This window comes from Mesorhizobium mediterraneum (assembly GCF_002284565.1).
Classification (GTDB): domain Bacteria; phylum Pseudomonadota; class Alphaproteobacteria; order Rhizobiales; family Rhizobiaceae; genus Mesorhizobium; species Mesorhizobium mediterraneum.
Window position 1 is genome coordinate 42,179 of sequence record NZ_NPKI01000029.1, and the last position, 18,433, is coordinate 60,611.

Sequence of the window (18,433 nt, forward strand, 5' to 3'; positions counted from 1 at the left end):
CGGATTTCAGGATGTTACGGGTTAGGCGGTGACCCTTGGGCCACTCATGCAGCCATGTCTCATGCTGTCTCGAATCACGTTGTTGACGGTGCAAGCATCGCCGTCAAATCGCTCAGTCCGAGCGTGGCGGGCGCGCAACACTCAATCAGGTATAGCAGTCGCTAGGGCTATATGCATTTAGTGACACGGCCACCCGATCTTTGCGGTCGCAAGTCTTTACCAAGTGTCGTTTCTCGGCAAGGCTGATCATTGAGGCACTCACGCCGCGAGGATTGAAGAATGCTTAACCAGGCAGAAACACTCTACCCATCTCTGACCCCTCTTGCGGTCCAGGTCCGCTGGAAGGTTCCAACCGAATTTCCGGCGTGCCCGGACGAATTCACCGACGACGCCCTTCTTCTTTATGAATCGCGCCTCTCTTTCGGAAGTATCTTCGCGCGCAACCAGCTCTCCACGAGCCTCGTCGTCGACCGGAATCTCAAGGACGATGACCTGATCGTACTCACTCATTTTGCCGGCGACGCCATAAAGAATTGGGCAGTGGCCCACATTTCAATCCATGATGGCCTTTTCCATCACCGAAGCGAATTCACCTTCTTCAGTCTCAAGGGCGCTCTGAAGCACTTCTGCGAACTAGCTGGAGAGGACCTTGGCGACTCGATCGATGACTATTGCTGATGACGTATCAGCTGATGTCGATGCAGAAATGTTGCTGCATATTGACGATTCCGGTTGAGCGTGGGTGTCGAGTGTGAGCGATGACCTTGTGACGTCGGTCAGGTTCGAAGTCATGGTGCCAAACGGTATCAATAAGGATGATGCCGGAGGGGCCAAGATGGAACATGAGAACCTGCTAGTCGTCGGTGCCGACTTCTCGAAAATGCGCACGCGCTGACTACGACGTGGTGATCTGCAGACCTGAGGTGCGTTTGAGTTCCATATAGACCTAAACTCGCTATAAGATACGCATCATGCGTTGGAGTTGCACCTATATGCAGTTCAAGTCTCGGAATGTTCGTTCGCTGGCCGAGTGCGTCGTTGGCGATGCTGCCCACTTCCCGTACCGTTCAAGCAAATACATCACCGAATTCTTCGAAGACTGCGATCTGCCGTTCGTTCACGATGGCTCCACCCGCTGGGCGTGGGCCACGGACCGCCTGACAGAACTCCTGTCTGAACCATCGCCCCAGCCCCACGCGCTTCCTCCCCGTTTCGTCCATGTGTTCCGCATACTCATGGATAGGTCGGAAGCTGTCGACGATGACCTCGACCGATCAAAGGCATTAGAAATCCTCAACATCCCTCTGAAGAAAGAAGGCTACGAGGCGTACTTCGACGATGGGGGCACGCTCCAGTTCCGGCACATTGCAACGAAAAAGGTGTCAGAGGCTTCGAACCCTCACAGGCCCCTGGCGCCTGAGGAGGTCAGGCGGCGGGAGCAGCTCGCGACCTATCTCGACGCGTGCACCGAAGACGAACTAATCGAGGACGTTCTCTTGCCCATGTTCCGTCAACTTGGCTTCCACCGCATCACCGCGGCGGGCCACTCGGACAAGCAGCTCGAATACGGCAAGGACATCTGGATGCGGCACACGCTCCCCACCATGCATGTCATCTACTTTGGCATCCAGGCAAAGAAGGGGAAGATCGATTCATCGGGCATGACTAAGACCGGCAACGCGAACGTCGCCGAAATTCACAATCAGGTCGTCATGATGCTCGGCCACGAGATCTTTGATCCAGAGTTAAATCGTCGCGTGCTCGTAGATCACGCGTTCATCGTTGCCGGCGGCGAGATCACGAAGCAGGCTCGTAACTGGCTCGGCGGCAAGTTAGATCAAAGTAAGCGTGCCCAGGTCCTGTTCATGGACCGCGAGGATATCCTGAATCTCTTTGTCGTGACCAATATCCCACTCCCTGCGGCAGCCGTTCGAGGGCAGGCAACTCGGGAATCCAACGACATTCCCTTTTAGGGCGCCGAGCCGATCATATCAGGAGGGTAGTGATCCGGGCTGTGCGCAACGTCGTGGCGGATGACTCCTTTCTACCCAGTGGTCCGCAAAGCCGCCTGTCAGCTTGCGGGCCCAACGCGGTCATTTCGGAACATGCAAGCAGACTAAATAGCGATTGGAACTCAATAACCACGCGGCACAGCGTTCATGGTTTGTGCCTCGATGTTGCAACCAAGTTCGAATGTCGCGCCGCCAGCAAAGTAGAAATGTCGCAAAGGGGCAATTCGCAGGGCAGGTCGCAGCAATTTGAAGCGCGACAGTGACGCGCTTCTTGGCGCCGACGTGAGTATCCGATCGGGCGTAAGCTGGTCGGGGTTGCGCAGCCCGATCGGGTGCGGCTCAGCCAAGCTCCTCGGCTTTAGCTTTGAGAGCTGCCGCTACGGACGAGCTTCGTTGGCCGAGGTCGACCGCGGCGGGACCCTGTATTCGCTCAGCATCGTGACGACGTCGGCGATACGATTCCTGTCACTCTCCGTCAGCCGCAGATCGAGGTCGACGGATGCGCGCCCGACTTCCGGGACGGGGGCGTCAGCGGGCGCTTGCTCTCGCCGGGCGGAACCAGGCGGCCTGCCGGGCTTGCGACCACTTCTCACATAGCCGTTGCTCTCAGCGCCGTCAGGGATGCCGAACATATGGTCGGTCTGACCGGTGCGGCGTGGCCCGCGCTTGCTGCGTTGCAAGTCGCGGCCAACCTGCATCTCGGCAACCATCTCCAGAACGGCGTCCAGCCGCTTGTTCTCGACGATTGCCGAACGATGGACAGAGCGCAGCTCATCGAAGGCTTTGTAGGACAGGGCAACGCCCTCATGAATGATCTCGAGACGGCCATCGGGATAGTCGCAGACGACCACCTTCTTGCGGGCGAGCTTCTTCGCGGTGTCGGTCGGGTGGAGAATGAACATCACCTTGTCATAGCGCAGCGTCAGGGCGTCGGTCAGCGTACGGACCTCCTTGCGGCACAGGGCGCCGTCCAGGTTGTCATGAGCGGCGAGGGGACGGTGCATGTCCTTCGGGTTGCGGGGTTCCTTGGCAAAGCGCACGTTGAAGTCCGCCATGAACGCAGTCGCAAAGACATTGGCCGCCTCGATCGTGCTGATGCCGCGCAGGCGCAGCTCCTTCACAAGCCGGTCCTGCAGCGTCTGGTTGGCGCGCTCGACGCGGCCCTTCGCATGTGGGGAGTTGGCGCAAATGATGTCGATGTTGAGCTCGTAGAGCGCCCGGCCGAATTGCGTCAGGCCGCTGCCGCGATCCAACTTGGAACCATGCGTCGTCCGGAAGATGCCGTGCTTGTCACTGTAGAATGCCAGCGGCTTGCCCCATGCCTGGAGATAGGCCTTCGCTGCATGAAAGTAGTCGAACGTGTTCTCCGAGCCGGCAAAGCGCAAATGTAACAGCCGGCCGGTCGCGTCGTCGATGAAGACGAGCAGGGCGCATTTGGGCCCGCGCTCCTCGAACCACCAGTGATGCGAGCCGTCGATCTGCACCATCTCGCCAAGACAGTCGCGCCGGCCGCGCGGCTGATGCAGCCTCCGCTTGCGCTCCCGCCGCAACGTCCAGATGCCCGCCTCCGTCATCCATTTGCGCAAGGTCTCCTTGCTTACCGCAAGCTGGTGCCGCTCAAGCAGCTTCTCGCGCGCCAGCGTTGGACCGAAGTCGATGTAATGTTCACGGATAAGCTCCAGCGCAAAGTCGCGAACGCCATCAAGAATGCGGTTGTTGGAGGGACGGCCACGCGCCTTGTGGCGAAGGGCCGGCGCGCCTTCAGACAGAAACGTCTTCATCAGCCGCTGGACTTGCCTGGCCGAGACGCCAAGCAAACCCGCAGCTGTGGCACTGGTCATCCTTCGCTCGTTAACCCTCGAGAGAACCTCGATCCGCTGCAGCTCGCGTTCGCTCATCAGAACCAGTCCCAACCTGCAATCTCCTGTGCGCTCGAAGGCGAGGAGATTGGCAAGGCAAATGCAGGGGCGACATTCCTACTTTGCCAGATCCGGACATTTTAACTTAGCTGCTACATCAGAAAGTCGCATAAATGGCAGTGTGGAACTCAACGCGTTGTAAGGATGGCATAGAGAAGCAGTAGCCCCTTCTCTAGTCTCGCTACGGGAAAAATTCTGGAAAATGGGTCTGCTTGGCTGGACGCAGAACGTTGTGGTTATTCAGCCGGCATTTCTGAAGCTTCTCGAACACAAACAGCTTGCCGTCGCGCACACTGTCTTCGAGCGGCTTCGCCTTCGCCAGATGCGCCGCAATCGCGCTGGCCAGCATGCAACCTGTTCCGCGCATTGATGCGGCAATGCGCGGTGTGTCGAAGCGGGTTGGTGGTTGATCGAAACGCAACAGAATATCGGTCGATTGAGGTCCCGACGCATGCCCACCTTTGATCAGCAGGGCTTGAGCGCCGGCGGCCAGCAGTCTTTTTCCTTGTTGGAGCGCTCCGTCCTCATCCGATGCCAGTTCGGAACCAATAAGGAGCGCCAGTTCAGGGAGGTTGGGCGTGACAATGCAGCAAAGCGGCATCAGATCGCGCTTCATGGCAGCGATAGCGCCTGCTTCCAGAAGTGCGCGGCCTGAGGTGGAGGCCAGCAAAGGGTCGAGTACTGCGGGGACATGCGGAAATTTGCGCAGCACTGCGGCAACGGCAACAATGATCTTGGCAGTCGCCAGCATGCCGATCTTGATTGTGGCCACGTCGTTGGCCTGCAGCGCGGCGCACATCTGATTGGCCACCAGGCTAGGCGGCGAATGATGGATTTCGATCACGGCGTCGTGCGTTTGCACCGTTAGCGCTGTGACGGCGAGACAGGTGCGCACGCCAATGGCAGAGATCGTCTCGATGTCGCGTGCTATTCCAGCACCCCCGCTGGAATCTGATCCGCCAACGACAAGCACATGCGGTTCTCGTCTCATCGCCATCGGTCCGTCTTTTTGATCCATTCTCGCGTGCGCGCTTCGGGGTCGGAGCTCAACGTGATATCGGTGACCACTGCCGCGCTGTTGGCTCCGGCCTCAAAGACGCCGTCGAGGCGGTCGGGGTTGAGGCCGCCGATGGCGACCAATGGGATCGGCGTCACTCGCCGGTTCCACTCGCTGATCCGCTCTAGCCCTTGTGGCGCCCACTTCATCTTCTTCAAGACGGTGGGATAGATCGGACCGAGCGCGACATAGTCGGGCTCAGCAAACATGGCCGTTTCCAGCTCGACATGATCATGCGTGCTCAACCCGAGCCTGACACCGGCTGACCGTATCCTCGAGAGGTCGGCGGTTTGCAGATCCTCCTGGCCGAGATGCACGAAATCGCAGCCCTCCTCGATTGCCAGACGCCAATGATCGTTGACGATGAGCTGGCTTTTGTATTGGACACACAAGGCCTTCGACTTGCGGATCTCCGCGCGCAGCCCGGTTTCGTCCATGGTCTTGATGCGAAGCTGCACCAGCTTGACGCCGAGCGGCACCAGCCGCTCGATCCAGGCTGCACTATCGACGATCAGATAGAAGGGATCGAGCTTCATGAAAAAACCGCCCTGCCGATCGTCGGCGTTGACGGCATCGCGACCTCGCGCGGTTCGAGCATTCCCGAGCAAAAGGCTTCGCGGCCGGCTTCGACCGCCTTGCCGAAAGCACGCGCCATGCCGACCGGATCGGCCGCCTTGGCGACCGCCGTGTTCAGGAGCACGGCGTCAAAGCCGAGTTCCATGACGGTCGCCGCGTGCGACGGCCGTCCGAGCCCTGCATCCACAATCAGCGGGACGCCTGGGAATTGTGCGCGCATCGAGCGCAGCGCCGGAATGTTGACCGGTCCCAGGGCGGAACCGATCGGTGCGCACCACGGCATCAGGACCTTGCAGCCCGCTTCCAGCAGCCGCTCGGCGACGACAAGATCGTCGGTGGTATAGGGAAATACCGAAAAGCCGTCCTCGGACAGGATGCGGGCGGCTTCGACCAGGCCGAACACGTCAGGCTGCAGTGTGTCGTGGTTGCCGATCACTTCGAGCTTGATCCAGCTCGTCCCGAACACTTCGCGCGCCATTTTCGCTGTGGTGACCGCTTCCTTGACGGAGTGGCAGCCTGCCGTGTTGGGAAGGACCCTCGTGCCAAGCGAGCGGATCAGCGACCAGAATTCTTCGCCGGCCCTGCCGCCCGCCATCTCGCGGCGCAACGAGACAGTCACCACCGACGTGCCCGATGCGCTAACCGCATCGGCAAGGATGGCCGGCGAAGGATATTGAGCCGTGCCGAGAAGCAGCCGCGAGGAAAGCGCCGTTCCAAGAAGATCGAACATGCTAGCCTCCCTGCATGGGTGAGAGGATTTCGATCCGGTCGCCGTCGCTCAACTGGAACTCCGCCCGGTTGGCTTTGTGCACCAGGTCGCTGTTGACGGCCGTCGCCAGCCAATCGCCCTCATAGTCGAGCGCGGCAAGCAGTTCGGCCAGCGTGGTGGCGGCCACCTCATGCGCTTCGCCGTTGACCATCAATTTCATGAGCAAGCTCCTTGGTTCCGTCTTGATTGAAAACCAGGTCGGCAGCCTGGCGCGCCATGGCTGGGGCGAGGAGAAAGCCGTGACGATAGAGCCCGTTGATGGCTATGATCTCGCCGTTCGTTTCTACGCGCGGCAGGTTGTCGGGAAAGGCTGGACGGACGCCGACACCGGTTTCAACGATCTCGGCCTCGCCAAAGGCCGGATGGAGGGCGTAGGCGGCACCCAGCAGCTCCATCATCGATCGCGCCGTGACCGGTCCGACGGACTGGCTTTCAATCATCGTCGCGCCGATCATGAAACGGTGGTCGGTGCGTGGCACCACGTAGAGCGGAAAGCGCGGATGAAGCAGCCTGACTGGGCGCGACAGCGAGACATCAGGCGTATTCAGGATCAGCATCTCGCCGCGAACGCCGCGCAGTCGGCCATCGCCCGCGGCCATTCCCGTGCATTCGATCTGGCGATCGAAACCGGCACCAGCCGAAGCGTCGGCGCCGAAGTGGAACTCGACGCCCATCGCCGCCAGCCCATCATGAAGTGCTGCCATCGCCTGACGCGGGTCGAGATGGGCTTCGTCGGGGAAGAGCAGTCCGCGGCGGAAGCGGCCGGCGAGGTCGGGCTCGAGCAACACGATTTCATCCTCATCGACACGCCGATGACCCGAGGTGCGGCTGGCGAACCGGTCGAGTTCGCCCGCATCGCGCGGTGCGGCCACGAGCAGCGTGCCGGCCCGTGTGACCTGGCCTGGCGTCGCCGCATCCCACCAGTCGGCGGCATCGCGTCCGAGATCGAGCACCGGCTGCTCGGCGCTTTCGCACTCGCACCACGGCGCCAGCATGCCGCCGGCGAACCACGATGCATTGCCGCCGATGCCGTGCCGGATCTCGGCGACTGTGACCGTCGCGCCTCGGATGGCGAGTTCGAAGGCCGCGGCAAGGCCGGCAACGCCGGCCCCTTTGACCAGCACCCTCATGACGGTTCCGGCGCCTCTGGCATGAGCGGTACGCCGGCCTCGTCCGCTGGCATGTAGAGATCGCCACCTTCGCGATATTTTGCCGCCATGGCCGCCATGCCCTCTTTCTGGGCCTCGGCACGGATGTCGTGGGAGATGCGCATGGAGCAGAATTTCGGCCCGCACATCGAGCAGAAATGCGCCACTTTGTGCGCTTCCTTGGGCAAGGTCTGGTCGTGGAAGGAGCGTGCTGTTTCGGGGTCGAGCGACAGGTTGAACTGGTCCTCCCAGCGGAACTCGAAGCGCGCGCGGGAAAGGGCATTGTCCCTGACTTTCGCCGCCGGATGCCCCTTCGCCAGATCGGCCGCATGGGCGGCTATCTTGTAGGTGATGACGCCTACCTTGACGTCGTTGCGGTCGGGAAGGCCGAGATGCTCCTTCGGCGTGACGTAGCAAAGCATTGCGGTGCCGAACCAGCCTATCATGGCGGCGCCGATCCCTGAGGTGATGTGGTCATAGCCAGGCGCGATATCGGTCGTCAGCGGTCCAAGCGTATAGAACGGCGCCTCTCCGCAGACGGCGAGCTGCTTGTCCATGTTCTCCTTGATCTTGTGCATCGGCACGTGGCCCGGGCCTTCGATCATCACCTGGCAGTCCTTCGCCCAGGCGACCTGCGTCAGCTCGCCGAGCGTTTCCAATTCGGCGAATTGCGCTGCGTCATTGGCGTCGGCGATCGAGCCTGGACGAAGCCCGTCGCCGAGTGAAAAGGACACATCATAGGCGCGGCAGATGTCGCAGATTTCCGCGAAATGCTCGTAGAGGAAGCTCTCCCGGTGATGGTGCAGGCACCATTTGGCCATGATCGATCCGCCGCGCGAGACGATGCCCGTGACCCGGTCTACGGTCAGCGGGATGTAGTGCAGCCGCACGCCGGCGTGGATGGTGAAATAGTCGACACCCTGTTCGGCCTGCTCGATCAGCGTGTCGCGGTAGACCTCCCAAGTCAGGTCCTCGGCAATGCCGTTGACCTTTTCGAGAGCCTGGTAGAGCGGCACCGTGCCGATCGGCACCGGCGAATTGCGCACGATCCATTCGCGGATGTTGCGGATATTGCGGCCGGTCGACAGGTCCATCACCGTGTCGGCGCCCCAGCGGATCGCCCAGACCATTTTTTCGACCTCTTCGGCCATTGACGATGTGACAGCGGAGTTACCGATGTTGGCGTTGATCTTGACCAGGAAATTTCGCCCGATGATCATCGGTTCGCTCTCTGGATGATTGATGTTGGCGGGAATGATCGCCCGCCCGCGCGCCACCTCGTCGCGCACGAATTCCGGCGTGACGAAGTCCGGGATCGCCGCGCCGAAGCTCTCACCGTCGCGCTCAAGCTTGCCGCGCACGATCTCGCGTCCAAGGTTCTCGCGGATAGCCACGGACTCCATTTCAGGCGTAATGATGCCGGCGCGCGCATAGGCAAGCTGAGTCACCGCCTTGCCGGCCTTGGCCCTGAGAGGCCGGTTGCGAATGGGGAATTCCGGCGTCAGGCGCTCGCCCGTGACGAATCCATTGTCTTCCGGCCGGACATGGCGGCCGTCATAGGCCTCGACATCGCCGCGAGCCGTGATCCATTCGTGGCGAAGCCGGGCAAGGCCCCTTTCCATGCTGGTTTCGACAGTCGGGTCCGTATAGGGGCCGGACGGATCGTAGACGGTGACGGGTGGCTCGCCGGCAGTCGGATGAACAGAGATTTCGCGCATCGGCACCCTGATCTGGGGGTGGAGGAGGCCGGGCTTGTGGATTTTCCGCGAGGCGGGCAGTGGTCCCGTCGACACGGCGGGGGTGAGGGCATTCATCGTGAGGCTCCTTTGCTCATGCATTGGAGACCCAGTTCTGTGCCGGAAGGATGAAAAGACGCTTCTGTCGACCTGCCGAAACAGGACCTCGGGCATAAACTCCCGCAAAGCGCTTGCACCGTCCCTACGCCAGTATGAACTGGATCAGGTTCAACGGGTCACTGCGCCGCGAAAGCAAGCAGTATCTCAGCCCCTTGCCGGGACTCCCCTGGTGAATGCGTCAGGTTGGACGGGCCGACGCTATCTTGTCAAGCGCATTCGGGCGCCTTCGGCCGGTGGCGATGACCGGCGGCCTGTCAAAACCGGGCGGAGAGCTCGCGCATGCATCGGGGACAAGTCACGCCCCGGAGACCAGGGCTGGAATGGCCAAAGCCTCTTTCGCTTCGTGAAGGATGGAGAAACTGTATCGGCCATGTGCGTCGAGATCCACCGAGTAGCTCAGGCGGTCACGGATGTGGTTATCCTGGTCCAAGGTGACGATTCGCGGCTTCAGCGAGGTGATTTGCACCTCGTCCAGGTAAATGGAGTTGCAGATAATGATCTGGTCGTCGGGCTGGCAGGTGCGGGCGGCCGCTCGATTCAGGATGCAGCATCGGCGGCGTTCCCGATACCAATGATATCTTGCGGGCAACTTATGCAATCACCGGCTTCGTAAAACCCGACGGCGGCGGCCGTGTCCTGGCGCTGAGGATGTGCCGCTGTTCCAGCAGAGAAATCGCATGGGCCGCGGAGTTTTCGCTCTGCGTGGACGAGTTGACGCAATCGTTTAGCTTGCTTGCAGTTCGTACGACCGCCTTTGAAAGCAACTAAGCTATTGCATTGATATGTTGGTGCGGCGATCGATCGCTACATATCCGGCCGCCATTATCCGAGTATTGATCCGCCTGCTGTTGGCGTTGCCGTACATGGCAATCCCTGCGGGGTCGTCGGCGGCCGGATCGGCCGTGCCCTCCAGTCTGAATTCCCCTGCCGAAAACTTCCCTGGCTTGGCTATGCATGCGGTAGATGAGATCGCCGCCTACCGCGACCTGGTCGAGGAAGGCATCGACGCGAAGAATATCGCCGCCCAGTTCGGACAGTCTGGTTATCGCCATGCGTCAGCGGCTCAGACTTGCGGTCTCGAGAGCGGCCTTGCGGGTCACCTCCCTTATGATTCAGATGTTGGAAGACGGCTTCTCGTTACCCAATAGAAATGGCGACTACGGAACGCGATCGCGGCCATCAGGAAACACCTGTCTTCGGCTCAACCTCGACATGGCGTCCGATCGACCGCAGATATACAGCTATCTCGTCCATGAGATGATCGCGTTCGCCGTAGATTTCAGCAATCCTACGCAGCTGTGGCTCGACGGCCCTCCGTTGCGCCGGCGTCAAATCAGCATCGCCAAAGACGTATCCCAAGTTGCCAATCGCGCAAATGTTGCAGCCGGCGTCCGCAACTGCTTGCACGAATGCGGGAATGTCTTTTTCTTGCATGGTCTTCATGTCGAATCTCTCGTGAATGGCGAGCTCGCGCCCCCATGCTGCCTTTTCAGCGTGTCCTCTGGGCGGCGCAAGCCTTGAGCGTGATTGTGCCCGGGCAACCTCGACTATCCCGTCTGCCAACGCTCTTTAGAGTCGGTGGGGTCTGGTGATCGCAGGCTGGGCCACTCAAAAGCTTGCAAGAAGAAAGTCATGGCGACCATTGCTCAAGATCGCAAGGGTGCGTGCAAGACCTTCCGTTGGCAGTCATGCACGCCCACTCAGAGAGAGTCCGGCCGCGGAAATTCTCCCTTATTCGTAAGAGACACGGCGGATTGCCTTCCGACGGCACCCTTGCTGCAACGTGCGACCTAACGAGACATATCTCGTTCGCGTTCCCTCGACCTGTCTTCGTATTGCTGCTTGCCCTGCGATTTCAGGCCCTCTGCTAGCTCCTCGGCCGCTCTTTGGCCTGCAATGTCACTATTCAAGATCATGTCCGGCATCCCTGGATGGTCATAACCGTAACGCGCATGCAGCTTCCCTCAAGCGCAGCGCGTATCCGTCGATTAGTTTCGTCGTCCGGAACCCGAAGCCCTTATCCGGCCTGGTGTATCCATCATTCAACCGGTATACCGTTCCAAACTTTGGCGGACCATTTACCTCAGGCATGATCATCTCGCGTGACATTGTTTTTTGGCGGCGCCATCATCGCACGTGGCATTTTCTAAAAATCAAGACGTGTTAATTTGTAAAATCAGGGATGTGGCCGCGCCCGCTGCGAGGATTTGCAGGTAGCTCTTCAGCTCCAACACGATGTGTGAGGCGGCGGTGGAAAAAGGCAACCGACTTTTAATTGGCGGTACTTACTTCGGAAGCGCTGCAATCGATCCTGAGGATACTATTGATCGCGAGCGCCCAATGCGTCCGCCGTTGGATCCAGGTGACCTCGCCGCTCGCTCCGCGTTCGGCGCCCGTCGCAGAAAGGTAATCGCGCAATTGCTGCACATGCGCCTCGCGGACGTAGGCGTGGGATTCACGTCCGATTTCCAATTGATCGCGGCGTCGACCCGTCCTTTGATGATCGCGAAGGCATCGGCCCGTCCGGCGATATGCTTCGTCGCGAGCTCAGATTGCGATCTCGGGCACAAGGCGAGATCACAGTTCTGCGATCTGTGGTAACGCGAGCCCGCGAAGCGCCGCCGCGGCCTCTCTTTGGAATCTGGCCGAGAATCGTCGTCGTCTGAGATCAGTTGATCGAGCAGTTCGCGCGCGCGGGACGCGCTTGCGTCCAGTCTCTCCCGCGAGCTCGCCCGTGAGAAGCTCCTCCATCAGCTTCTGAAGGATGACGCCCCGACGCGCTCCGGCACCGACCACCTCCGGATGCTCAACGTGGCTCTCTGAGGTCACGACCCCATCGAGAGGGTCGCCCAGCCGATCAGCGTCGTGCCAACTGGGCCGGCGCCAGACGACCGGTGGGGCACTTTCCTCAATGCACCGCTGTTCGGCGGCAAACATGTCGGAAGACTGCTCGTTCGGCCGGGAGGCCAGCGGCTGCGTTTCCCGACGCGCAAAGGACGAAGCTCCAGCTCGGGAATTTCATACTGACGCAGATCGATAGAGCTGAACCAGGAGTCTTTTGACGCCTGAGGGTGTGGGGGACAATCAGAATATCTCGCACCCGTATGCAGGCCACATACCAGGTACGCTCACGCTGATTGGCATCTCGCCGGTTCACCGCCATTGCCTCAAGATGGCGGCCCCGCGACACGCTGTGTGGGGTTTGTCAGGTCCGCGCCACAGGCTTGGTAAGCCGATGTGTTGTTTGCCGTCGGCTAAAGAGCTGAACAGCAAGCATAAACTTCTGTCGCCGGCTCGATCCGTCAGATTGGAACGAGATTTGCACCCTTGAGGGTGAGACGACGGCAGCAGCCGACCGGCTCTCCTGTCGCGGACCCCGCGATCGACATAACCAAGGAAGGAGCCCAGCATAGCACAGGCACCGCCAGCCGAGAACTCCCCGATGGCCGGCGCGAGCCATGGGTCGGTGGTAGATCGGCTGGTCGGCATCGACCTCGCTCGGGGCCTGGCTGTCTTCGGGATGTGTGCCGCCCATCTCGGTCCCGACCCCGGCGAAGGAGGACTAGTCGGGTTTCTGATGGAACTAACCCATGGGCGGTCGTCCGCCCTGTTTGCCGTATTGGCTGTTTTTTCGATTCTCCTGATTACCGGTCGCAAGGCGCCGAAGTCGGGGGTTGCAGGTAGACAGGCCATTGCCAGAGTCGCAATTCGTGCCCTTGTTTTGGTCGCGCCCGGATGCGGCCCGACGCTTGGGCGGTGCCATGAAAGATGAAATGGCCGCCTCCGGTCTCGTTGACGAATTGGAGGCTATGGTGGCAAATAGACGCGTTGTCTGATCGCCGCTTTGATACTGGCGGTCCGATCCTGCTCAGACATTTAGATCCTTCAAGTTCACCTTCGGCCGCGTCGGCATCTTGCCGACTGGCTTTACGCATCCACGTCATTCCGCCGATGCTTCTGCACCGGGCCAAGTCGACATTTATCCCCACTTGGTGCCTCTTACAGACCATCGTGTTTCAGCATCAGTCGGTTCCTATTTTGCCGAGACTCAGGACCGATTGATACTGTGCCGTTAGTGAACGCTACCCGGGATCTCGACTGGCTAAAGGCTCGTTGTTCGCAGCTCATCCTGGCCAAGACGTTGTTAGCTGGCCATTTCAACACCATCGAAGTGGCTGACCAGGTGAATGCAATGCTCGACCGCTTCCTAGCAGTCGGCCTCCGACGCCGCGCCACTACGCGTAAGTAAAATATGTGCGCAGGACGCTGCATACACGTTAGTGGTGGGTTTGGTCGGGTTACGACCGTCGATCAGCTGACCAGCTGTTTGATCGGGAGCTGGATCATCTGCCGCCGGAGGCGCGGTGGCGCGAATGGATGCAGCGCGTCGAGGCGACGATCTTTGCAGCCAGCGAGCCCGTTGGCCGTGCGACGCTGGCGCGGATCGTCGGCAAGAACTGCAGCATCGATCTGCTAATCGACGATATCCGCGAAGAGTTGCGCGGCCGGCCCCTATGATTTGGTCTCCGTCGCCGGCGGCTGGAAACACCTGACCCGCCCGGCCTATGCCGACGCCATCCGCAGTGCATTTGGCAAGGCCGTCGGAGACAGCGTGCGTGGTGTAGACCTGACCCAGTCGGACGTGCTGGTGTTGATGTGCATCGCCTATTTCCAACCGATCACCCGTGGAGAGCTATCGCCATTCTTCGGCAAGGAGATCAGCCGCGACCTGGTCGGCCATCTGCGTGGTGCGAAGCTCATCGCCTCCGGTCCACGCAGCCCGACCCCAGGCGCGCCCTACACCGACGTGACGACAAAAGAGTTCCTGGTGGAGTTCGGGCTCGACACGCTGCGCGACCTGCCGGATTTCGAGGCGCTCGAGGATGCTGGACTTCTGTCGAAGGGGAAGCTGCTGGAGGGCGCCATAGTGCCCGGCTTTTCCTCCCATCACTACAACGCCGACGTCGAGATCGAGGATTAGCTGCTCGCTGCCGCGCAGCAGCCGACCGCCGGCGCGTGATGCTGTTCAAATCTCCGCCGAACGTCGGGATCTTCGGTACGCATAAAGAGAAGCGGGTCTAATCAAACAATGAAGCGACACCCTTCGGTAGCAAGCGCCTCAAGTTGCGAGCTTGGCGTCCTTGGAAAACGGTAGGCGAAGGAGACGTGTACGTCAGTCAGTTATTACTGTGCTCAGGTGCTCTCTGGCTTGGCGCGAAGTCACTTCTTTGGTCTCATCTGCGGTCGAGCTGCCTCTGCGGCGTCACTTTGGATCTGCGATTAAAGTCTCAAGCTCCACGATATCTGCAGTGAATTTATGAGAGACGGACCGCGATGGGTACCGGCAGCTTGATTGTCGTAACTGTGGGTTTTAGCCGATCGTTAAAGATTCCACCCCTTTGCCATGTGGGTAACAGCGCCGTTTTTCCCATTGACGTCAAAACATCAGAACAAAGTACCTTAGCTCTACAGATTTAATAGAATATCGTTTGATCTGGTTTGGTGCGGCCTAACGCGCATGCAAAGTGTGGGAGATTGATGACTTGGCACGATTATCGGTTCTCGGAATATCGGGCGGCGTAAGCAACCCGTCCCGCACCACGGCGGTGGTCAATGCGCTGGTCAAGGCGGTCGCGTTGCGCGTGCCTGCAGACACCGGTCTGATCGAGATCACGGAGGCGGCACCCTCACTTTTCGCCGGACTATCCCGCGGCGCACTTGGCGCATCTGGAGAAGCGATTATCCAGCGTGTCGAGAAGGCCGATTTGCTCGTGGTCGGAACGCCTGTCTATAGGGCTTCCTACACTGGCGCCCTCAAGCACCTGTTCGACCTGGTCGATTATCGCGCGTTGACGGGCAAGACCGTGCTTCTCGCCGCGACCGGCGGGAGCCCATACCATGGCCTGGTCCTCGAACATCAGCTCCGGCCATTGTTCGGCTTTTTTGGCGCTGTCACCGTCCCTACGGGCGTCTACGGCGCGCCCGACGATTTCGTCGATGGCGAAATCGTCGGCGCAGCCATCATCGAGCGCATTGCAAGGGCTGCCACCGACGCGGTCTCCTTGCTCAACTCCAGTCACGCAAATGCTGCCGTCGCCACCCGCGTCGGCTGAGCCAATCAACAGGGGAAACGACGACATGAGTTCGCATTCCGACGCCATCAAATTCGCCTACTGGGTCCCGAATGTTTCCGGCGGCCTGGTGATCTCCAACATTGAGCAGCGGACAGGTTGGGATATCGACTACAACCGCAAGCTCGCCCAGATTGCCGAGGCCAACGGGTTCGACTATGCGCTGAGCCAGATCCGTTTCACGGCCGGCTATGGGGCCGACAACCAGCACGAATCAGTCTCGTTCAGCCATGCCTTGCTTGCCGCGACCACAACGCTGAAGGTTATCGCAGCGATCCTGCCCGGCCCGTGGAACCCTGCGCTGGCGGCCAAGCAGATCGCTACCATCAACCACCTGACCAATGGCCGCGTCTCCGTCAATGTCGTCAGCGGCTGGTTCCGAGGCGAGTTCGCCGCGATTGGCGAACTCTGGCTCGATCATGACGAGCGCTATCGCCGGTCGGAGGAATTTATCCGAGCGTTGCGCGGCATCTGGACGGAAGACAGTTTCACGCTGAAGGGCGATTTCTACCGCTTCACCAACTATTCCATGAAGCCGAAGCCGATCGAGCCCTTGCCCGAGATATTCCAAGGCGGCTCGTCGCGAGCCGCTCGCGACATGGCGTCTCGTGTCTCCGATTGGTATTTCACCAACGGCAATACCCCGGAGGAGATCCGGAAGCAGGTCGACGACATCCGCACCAAGGCGAAAGCCAACGGCCACAAGGTTAGGATCGGCGTCAACGCTTTCGCCATCGCCCGCGAGAGCGAGCAGGAAGCGCGCGCCGTGCTCGACGAGATCATCGCCAAGGCGAATCCGGAGGCGGTGCAGGGCTTTGCCGATCAGGTCAAGAATGCCGGCAAGGCCTCGCCGGAAGGCGAAGGCAATTGGGCGAAATCCTCCTTCGAGGATCTCGTGCAATACAATGACGGCTTCCGCAGCAATCTCATCGGCACGCCTGAACAGATCGCCGAACGCATCCTGAAGCTCAAGGATGCCGGCGCCGACCTGATCCTGCTCGGCTTCCTGCATTTCCAGGAAGAGGTCGAGTTCTTCGGCAAGCGCGTCATCCCATTGGTGCGCGAACTGGAAGCAGCTCGCGACAGGGAGCTTGTCGCCGCGGAATAGGTCAGGCGCGGCCTTCGGGCCGCCGCCAGCTCTCCTTCAAAAACAGGGACGTTTCATGATTGGTGCTTCGCTGGGAGCCGCCGCATACGAGCGCGCGCCCGAAATTTCCCGCATTCTTGCTGGTGTTGGCCCCGTGGAGGACACGCGCCGGGCGCGCCTGTCGGCAAAGGCTGATGCGATCCTGACGCTGAATGGGATCGGTATTTCCTTTGGCGGCGTCACGGCATTGAGCGATGTCGACCTTGAGGTCAAGAGCGGCGAGATCCGCGCGGTGATCGGCCCCAACGGCGCCGGCAAATCCTCGCTGATCAACATCATCAGCGGCCTCTACCACGCCGACCACGGCACGATCACGATCGACGGACAGCCATTTGCCCGGGTGCCGGCGAACCATCTGGCGCGACTGGGCGTTGCACGAACCTTCCAAAACCTGGCGCTGTTCGGCGGGCTTTCGGTGCGTGACAACATCGCGTCCGGCCGCGTCCACACCAGGCACGCCAGTTTTGTCGAACACATTGCAGGCCTGCCACGCGCCCGGCGCGAGGATGCCATGATCGCCGAAAAGACCGATCAGATAGTCGCCTTCCTGCATCTCGAAAGCGTCGCCGACCGCCTCGTCGCCACCTTGCCTTACGGCCTGCAGAAGCGGGTCGAGCTGGCGCGCGCGCTGGTCGCCGAGCCGAAGCTGCTGCTGCTCGACGAGCCGATGGCCGGCATGACGGCGACCGAGAAGGCCGAGATGGCCGGCTTCGTGCGCGCCGCGCGCGACCGGCACGGCGTCACCATCATCCTGATCGAGCACGACATCGGCGTTGTCATGGGCCTCTCCGACCGCGTCGCCGTGCTCGACTACGGCCGCAAGATCGCCGACGGCACGCCGGCCCAGGTGCGCGCCGATCCTGCGGTGATCCAGGCCTATCTCGGCACCGCCGAGGGCGAAGACAGCGAGGGCATCTGATGAGCTACTATGATTTCCTCTTCGTCATCGAGGTGCTGGTCGGAGGCCTGCTGTCGGGCGTCATGTACTCGCTCGTCGCCATCGGATTCGTGCTGATCTACAAGACCTCGGGCGTGCTGAACTTCGCGCAAGGCTCGATGGTGCTGTTTGCAGCACTCACTTTCGTCAGCCTGGTCGAACGCCGCGTCCCTTTCGCGCTTTCGCTGCTCATCACCTTCGCGGTCATGGTCGCGCTCGGCTTCACCATCGAGCGGACCGTGCTCAGGCCGCTGGTCAACCGCTCGCCGATGACGCTGTTCATGGCGACGCTGGGCCTCTCCTACATCATCGAAGGTGCCGCCCAGCTTATCTGGGGCACGCAGGTGCACGGGCTCGACCTCGGCATCGACGACACCCCCTTCGAGGTCGGCGGCGTACTGATCTCGTCCTTCGACCTGCTGGCGGCGGCGATCGCCGCCGCCATGGTCGCAGGCCTCAGCGCCTTCTTCTATTGGACGCGGATCGGCCTTGCGTTTCGCGCCGTCGCCGACGATCAGTTCGCGGCCCTCGCCGTCGGGCTGCGGCTGCCTCGCATCTGGGGCACCGTGTGGACGGCGGCCGGCTTCGTCGCGCTGGTCGCCGGGCTGTTGTGGGGCGCGCGTCTCGGCGTCCAGTTCTCGCTGTCGCTGATCGTGCTGAAGGCGCTGCCGGTGCTGGTGCTTGGCGGCTTCGATTCCATCCTCGGCGCCATCGTTGGCGGCCTCATCATCGGCGCCAGCGAGAAGCTGGCCGAGGTCTATCTCGGCCCGTTCGTCGGCGGCGGCATCGAGGGCTGGTTCGCCTATGCGCTGGCGCTGGTGGTGCTTTTGGTGCGCCCCTCCGGCCTGTTTGGCCAGAAAACCGTCGAAAGGGTCTGAACC

At 60.8% G+C, this 18,433-nt stretch carries 15 protein-coding genes, 3 pseudogenes and 1 riboswitch; of the genes and pseudogenes, 9 read left to right on the forward strand and 9 right to left on the reverse strand.

Going from position 1 to position 18,433, the window contains the following annotated elements:
• The first annotated feature begins 279 nt into the window (after window positions 1-279).
• Both CIT25_RS23530 and CIT25_RS23535 read left to right on the forward strand, forming a co-directional pair.
• The gene (locus tag CIT25_RS23530; protein WP_091600482.1) at window positions 280-678 is read left to right on the forward strand and encodes a hypothetical protein; all 399 of its coding nucleotides are present in this window, start codon (window positions 280-282) and stop codon (window positions 676-678) included.
• Between the two features lie 314 nt (window positions 679-992).
• Window positions 993-1,973 carry a hypothetical protein gene (locus CIT25_RS23535; RefSeq protein WP_095487029.1) on the forward strand — a complete coding sequence of 327 codons (981 nt, stop codon included), beginning with the start codon at window positions 993-995 and terminating at the stop codon, window positions 1,971-1,973.
• A 551-nt stretch (window positions 1,974-2,524) separates the two neighbouring features.
• Here the strand turns inward: CIT25_RS23535 and CIT25_RS23540 are convergent.
• From CIT25_RS23540 to CIT25_RS23575, 8 genes and pseudogenes are all read right to left on the reverse strand, one after another.
• A pseudogene (locus tag CIT25_RS23540) lies at window positions 2,525-3,910 on the reverse strand (ISNCY family transposase); the annotation flags it as partial.
• 202 nt (window positions 3,911-4,112) lie between these two features.
• A complete protein-coding gene (locus CIT25_RS23545) occupies window positions 4,113-4,928 on the reverse strand; it encodes a hydroxymethylpyrimidine/phosphomethylpyrimidine kinase (RefSeq protein WP_095486987.1) in 816 nt (271 codons plus the stop codon).
• Entirely contained in the window at window positions 4,919-5,524 is a 606-nt protein-coding gene (locus CIT25_RS23550; RefSeq protein ID WP_095486989.1) for a thiamine phosphate synthase, read from the reverse strand. The genes CIT25_RS23545 and CIT25_RS23550 overlap by 10 nt, the downstream gene beginning before the upstream one ends.
• Window positions 5,521-6,294, reverse strand: a complete 774-nt coding sequence (locus CIT25_RS23555) for a thiazole synthase (protein WP_095486991.1) — start codon at window positions 6,292-6,294, stop codon at window positions 5,521-5,523. The genes CIT25_RS23550 and CIT25_RS23555 overlap by 4 nt, the downstream gene beginning before the upstream one ends.
• 1 nt (window position 6,295) lies before the next feature.
• The gene (gene thiS / locus CIT25_RS23560) at window positions 6,296-6,493 is read right to left on the reverse strand and encodes a sulfur carrier protein ThiS (protein WP_095486993.1); all 198 of its coding nucleotides are present in this window, start codon (window positions 6,491-6,493) and stop codon (window positions 6,296-6,298) included.
• Window positions 6,462-7,463, reverse strand: a complete 1,002-nt coding sequence (thiO, locus tag CIT25_RS23565) for a glycine oxidase ThiO (RefSeq protein ID WP_095486995.1) — start codon at window positions 7,461-7,463, stop codon at window positions 6,462-6,464. The genes thiS and thiO overlap by 32 nt, the downstream gene beginning before the upstream one ends.
• Window positions 7,460-9,295: a phosphomethylpyrimidine synthase ThiC gene (gene thiC / locus CIT25_RS23570; RefSeq protein ID WP_095486997.1), complete on the reverse strand. Its 1,836-nt coding sequence runs from the start codon at window positions 9,293-9,295 to the stop codon at window positions 7,460-7,462. Before thiC ends, thiO begins: the two co-directional genes overlap by 4 nt.
• A gap of 103 nt (window positions 9,296-9,398) precedes the next feature.
• Window positions 9,399-9,515: riboswitch (TPP riboswitch) on the reverse strand.
• Window positions 9,516-9,632: 117 nt separating this feature from the next.
• Window positions 9,633-9,890, reverse strand: a pseudogene (locus CIT25_RS23575) (aspartate 1-decarboxylase); the annotation flags it as partial.
• A gap of 235 nt (window positions 9,891-10,125) precedes the next feature.
• On the opposite strand from CIT25_RS23575, the gene CIT25_RS23580 reads away from it, so the two are divergent.
• Complete coding sequence (locus tag CIT25_RS23580) at window positions 10,126-10,485, forward strand: hypothetical protein (protein ID WP_128284583.1); 360 nt, start codon at window positions 10,126-10,128, stop codon at window positions 10,483-10,485.
• A gap of 31 nt (window positions 10,486-10,516) precedes the next feature.
• On the opposite strand, the gene CIT25_RS23585 is transcribed toward CIT25_RS23580, so the two are convergent.
• Window positions 10,517-10,780 (reverse strand): hypothetical protein, encoded by a 264-nt coding sequence (locus CIT25_RS23585; protein WP_095487001.1) that lies wholly within the window; start codon window positions 10,778-10,780, stop codon window positions 10,517-10,519.
• An 807-nt stretch (window positions 10,781-11,587) separates the two neighbouring features.
• Between CIT25_RS23585 and CIT25_RS23590 the strand changes: the two genes are divergently transcribed.
• From CIT25_RS23590 to CIT25_RS23625, 6 genes and pseudogenes are all read left to right on the forward strand, one after another.
• Window positions 11,588-11,938, forward strand: a complete 351-nt coding sequence (locus tag CIT25_RS23590; protein ID WP_128284582.1) for a hypothetical protein — start codon at window positions 11,588-11,590, stop codon at window positions 11,936-11,938.
• Window positions 11,939-13,714: 1,776 nt separating this feature from the next.
• Window positions 13,715-14,318 (forward strand): annotated as a pseudogene (gene scpB / locus CIT25_RS23605) (SMC-Scp complex subunit ScpB).
• Between the two features lie 562 nt (window positions 14,319-14,880).
• Window positions 14,881-15,450 carry an FMN reductase gene (gene msuE, locus CIT25_RS23610; RefSeq protein WP_095487005.1) on the forward strand — a complete coding sequence of 190 codons (570 nt, stop codon included), beginning with the start codon at window positions 14,881-14,883 and terminating at the stop codon, window positions 15,448-15,450.
• Window positions 15,451-15,475: 25 nt separating this feature from the next.
• A complete protein-coding gene (sfnG, locus tag CIT25_RS23615; RefSeq protein ID WP_095487007.1) occupies window positions 15,476-16,576 on the forward strand; it encodes a dimethylsulfone monooxygenase SfnG in 1,101 nt (366 codons plus the stop codon).
• 55 nt (window positions 16,577-16,631) lie between these two features.
• Window positions 16,632-17,534, forward strand: coding sequence for an ABC transporter ATP-binding protein (locus CIT25_RS23620; protein WP_095487009.1), 903 nt, complete (start codon window positions 16,632-16,634; stop codon window positions 17,532-17,534).
• Window positions 17,534-18,430: a branched-chain amino acid ABC transporter permease gene (locus CIT25_RS23625; RefSeq protein ID WP_095487011.1), complete on the forward strand. Its 897-nt coding sequence runs from the start codon at window positions 17,534-17,536 to the stop codon at window positions 18,428-18,430. The genes CIT25_RS23620 and CIT25_RS23625 overlap by 1 nt, the downstream gene beginning before the upstream one ends.
• Window positions 18,431-18,433: the final 3 nt, after the last annotated feature.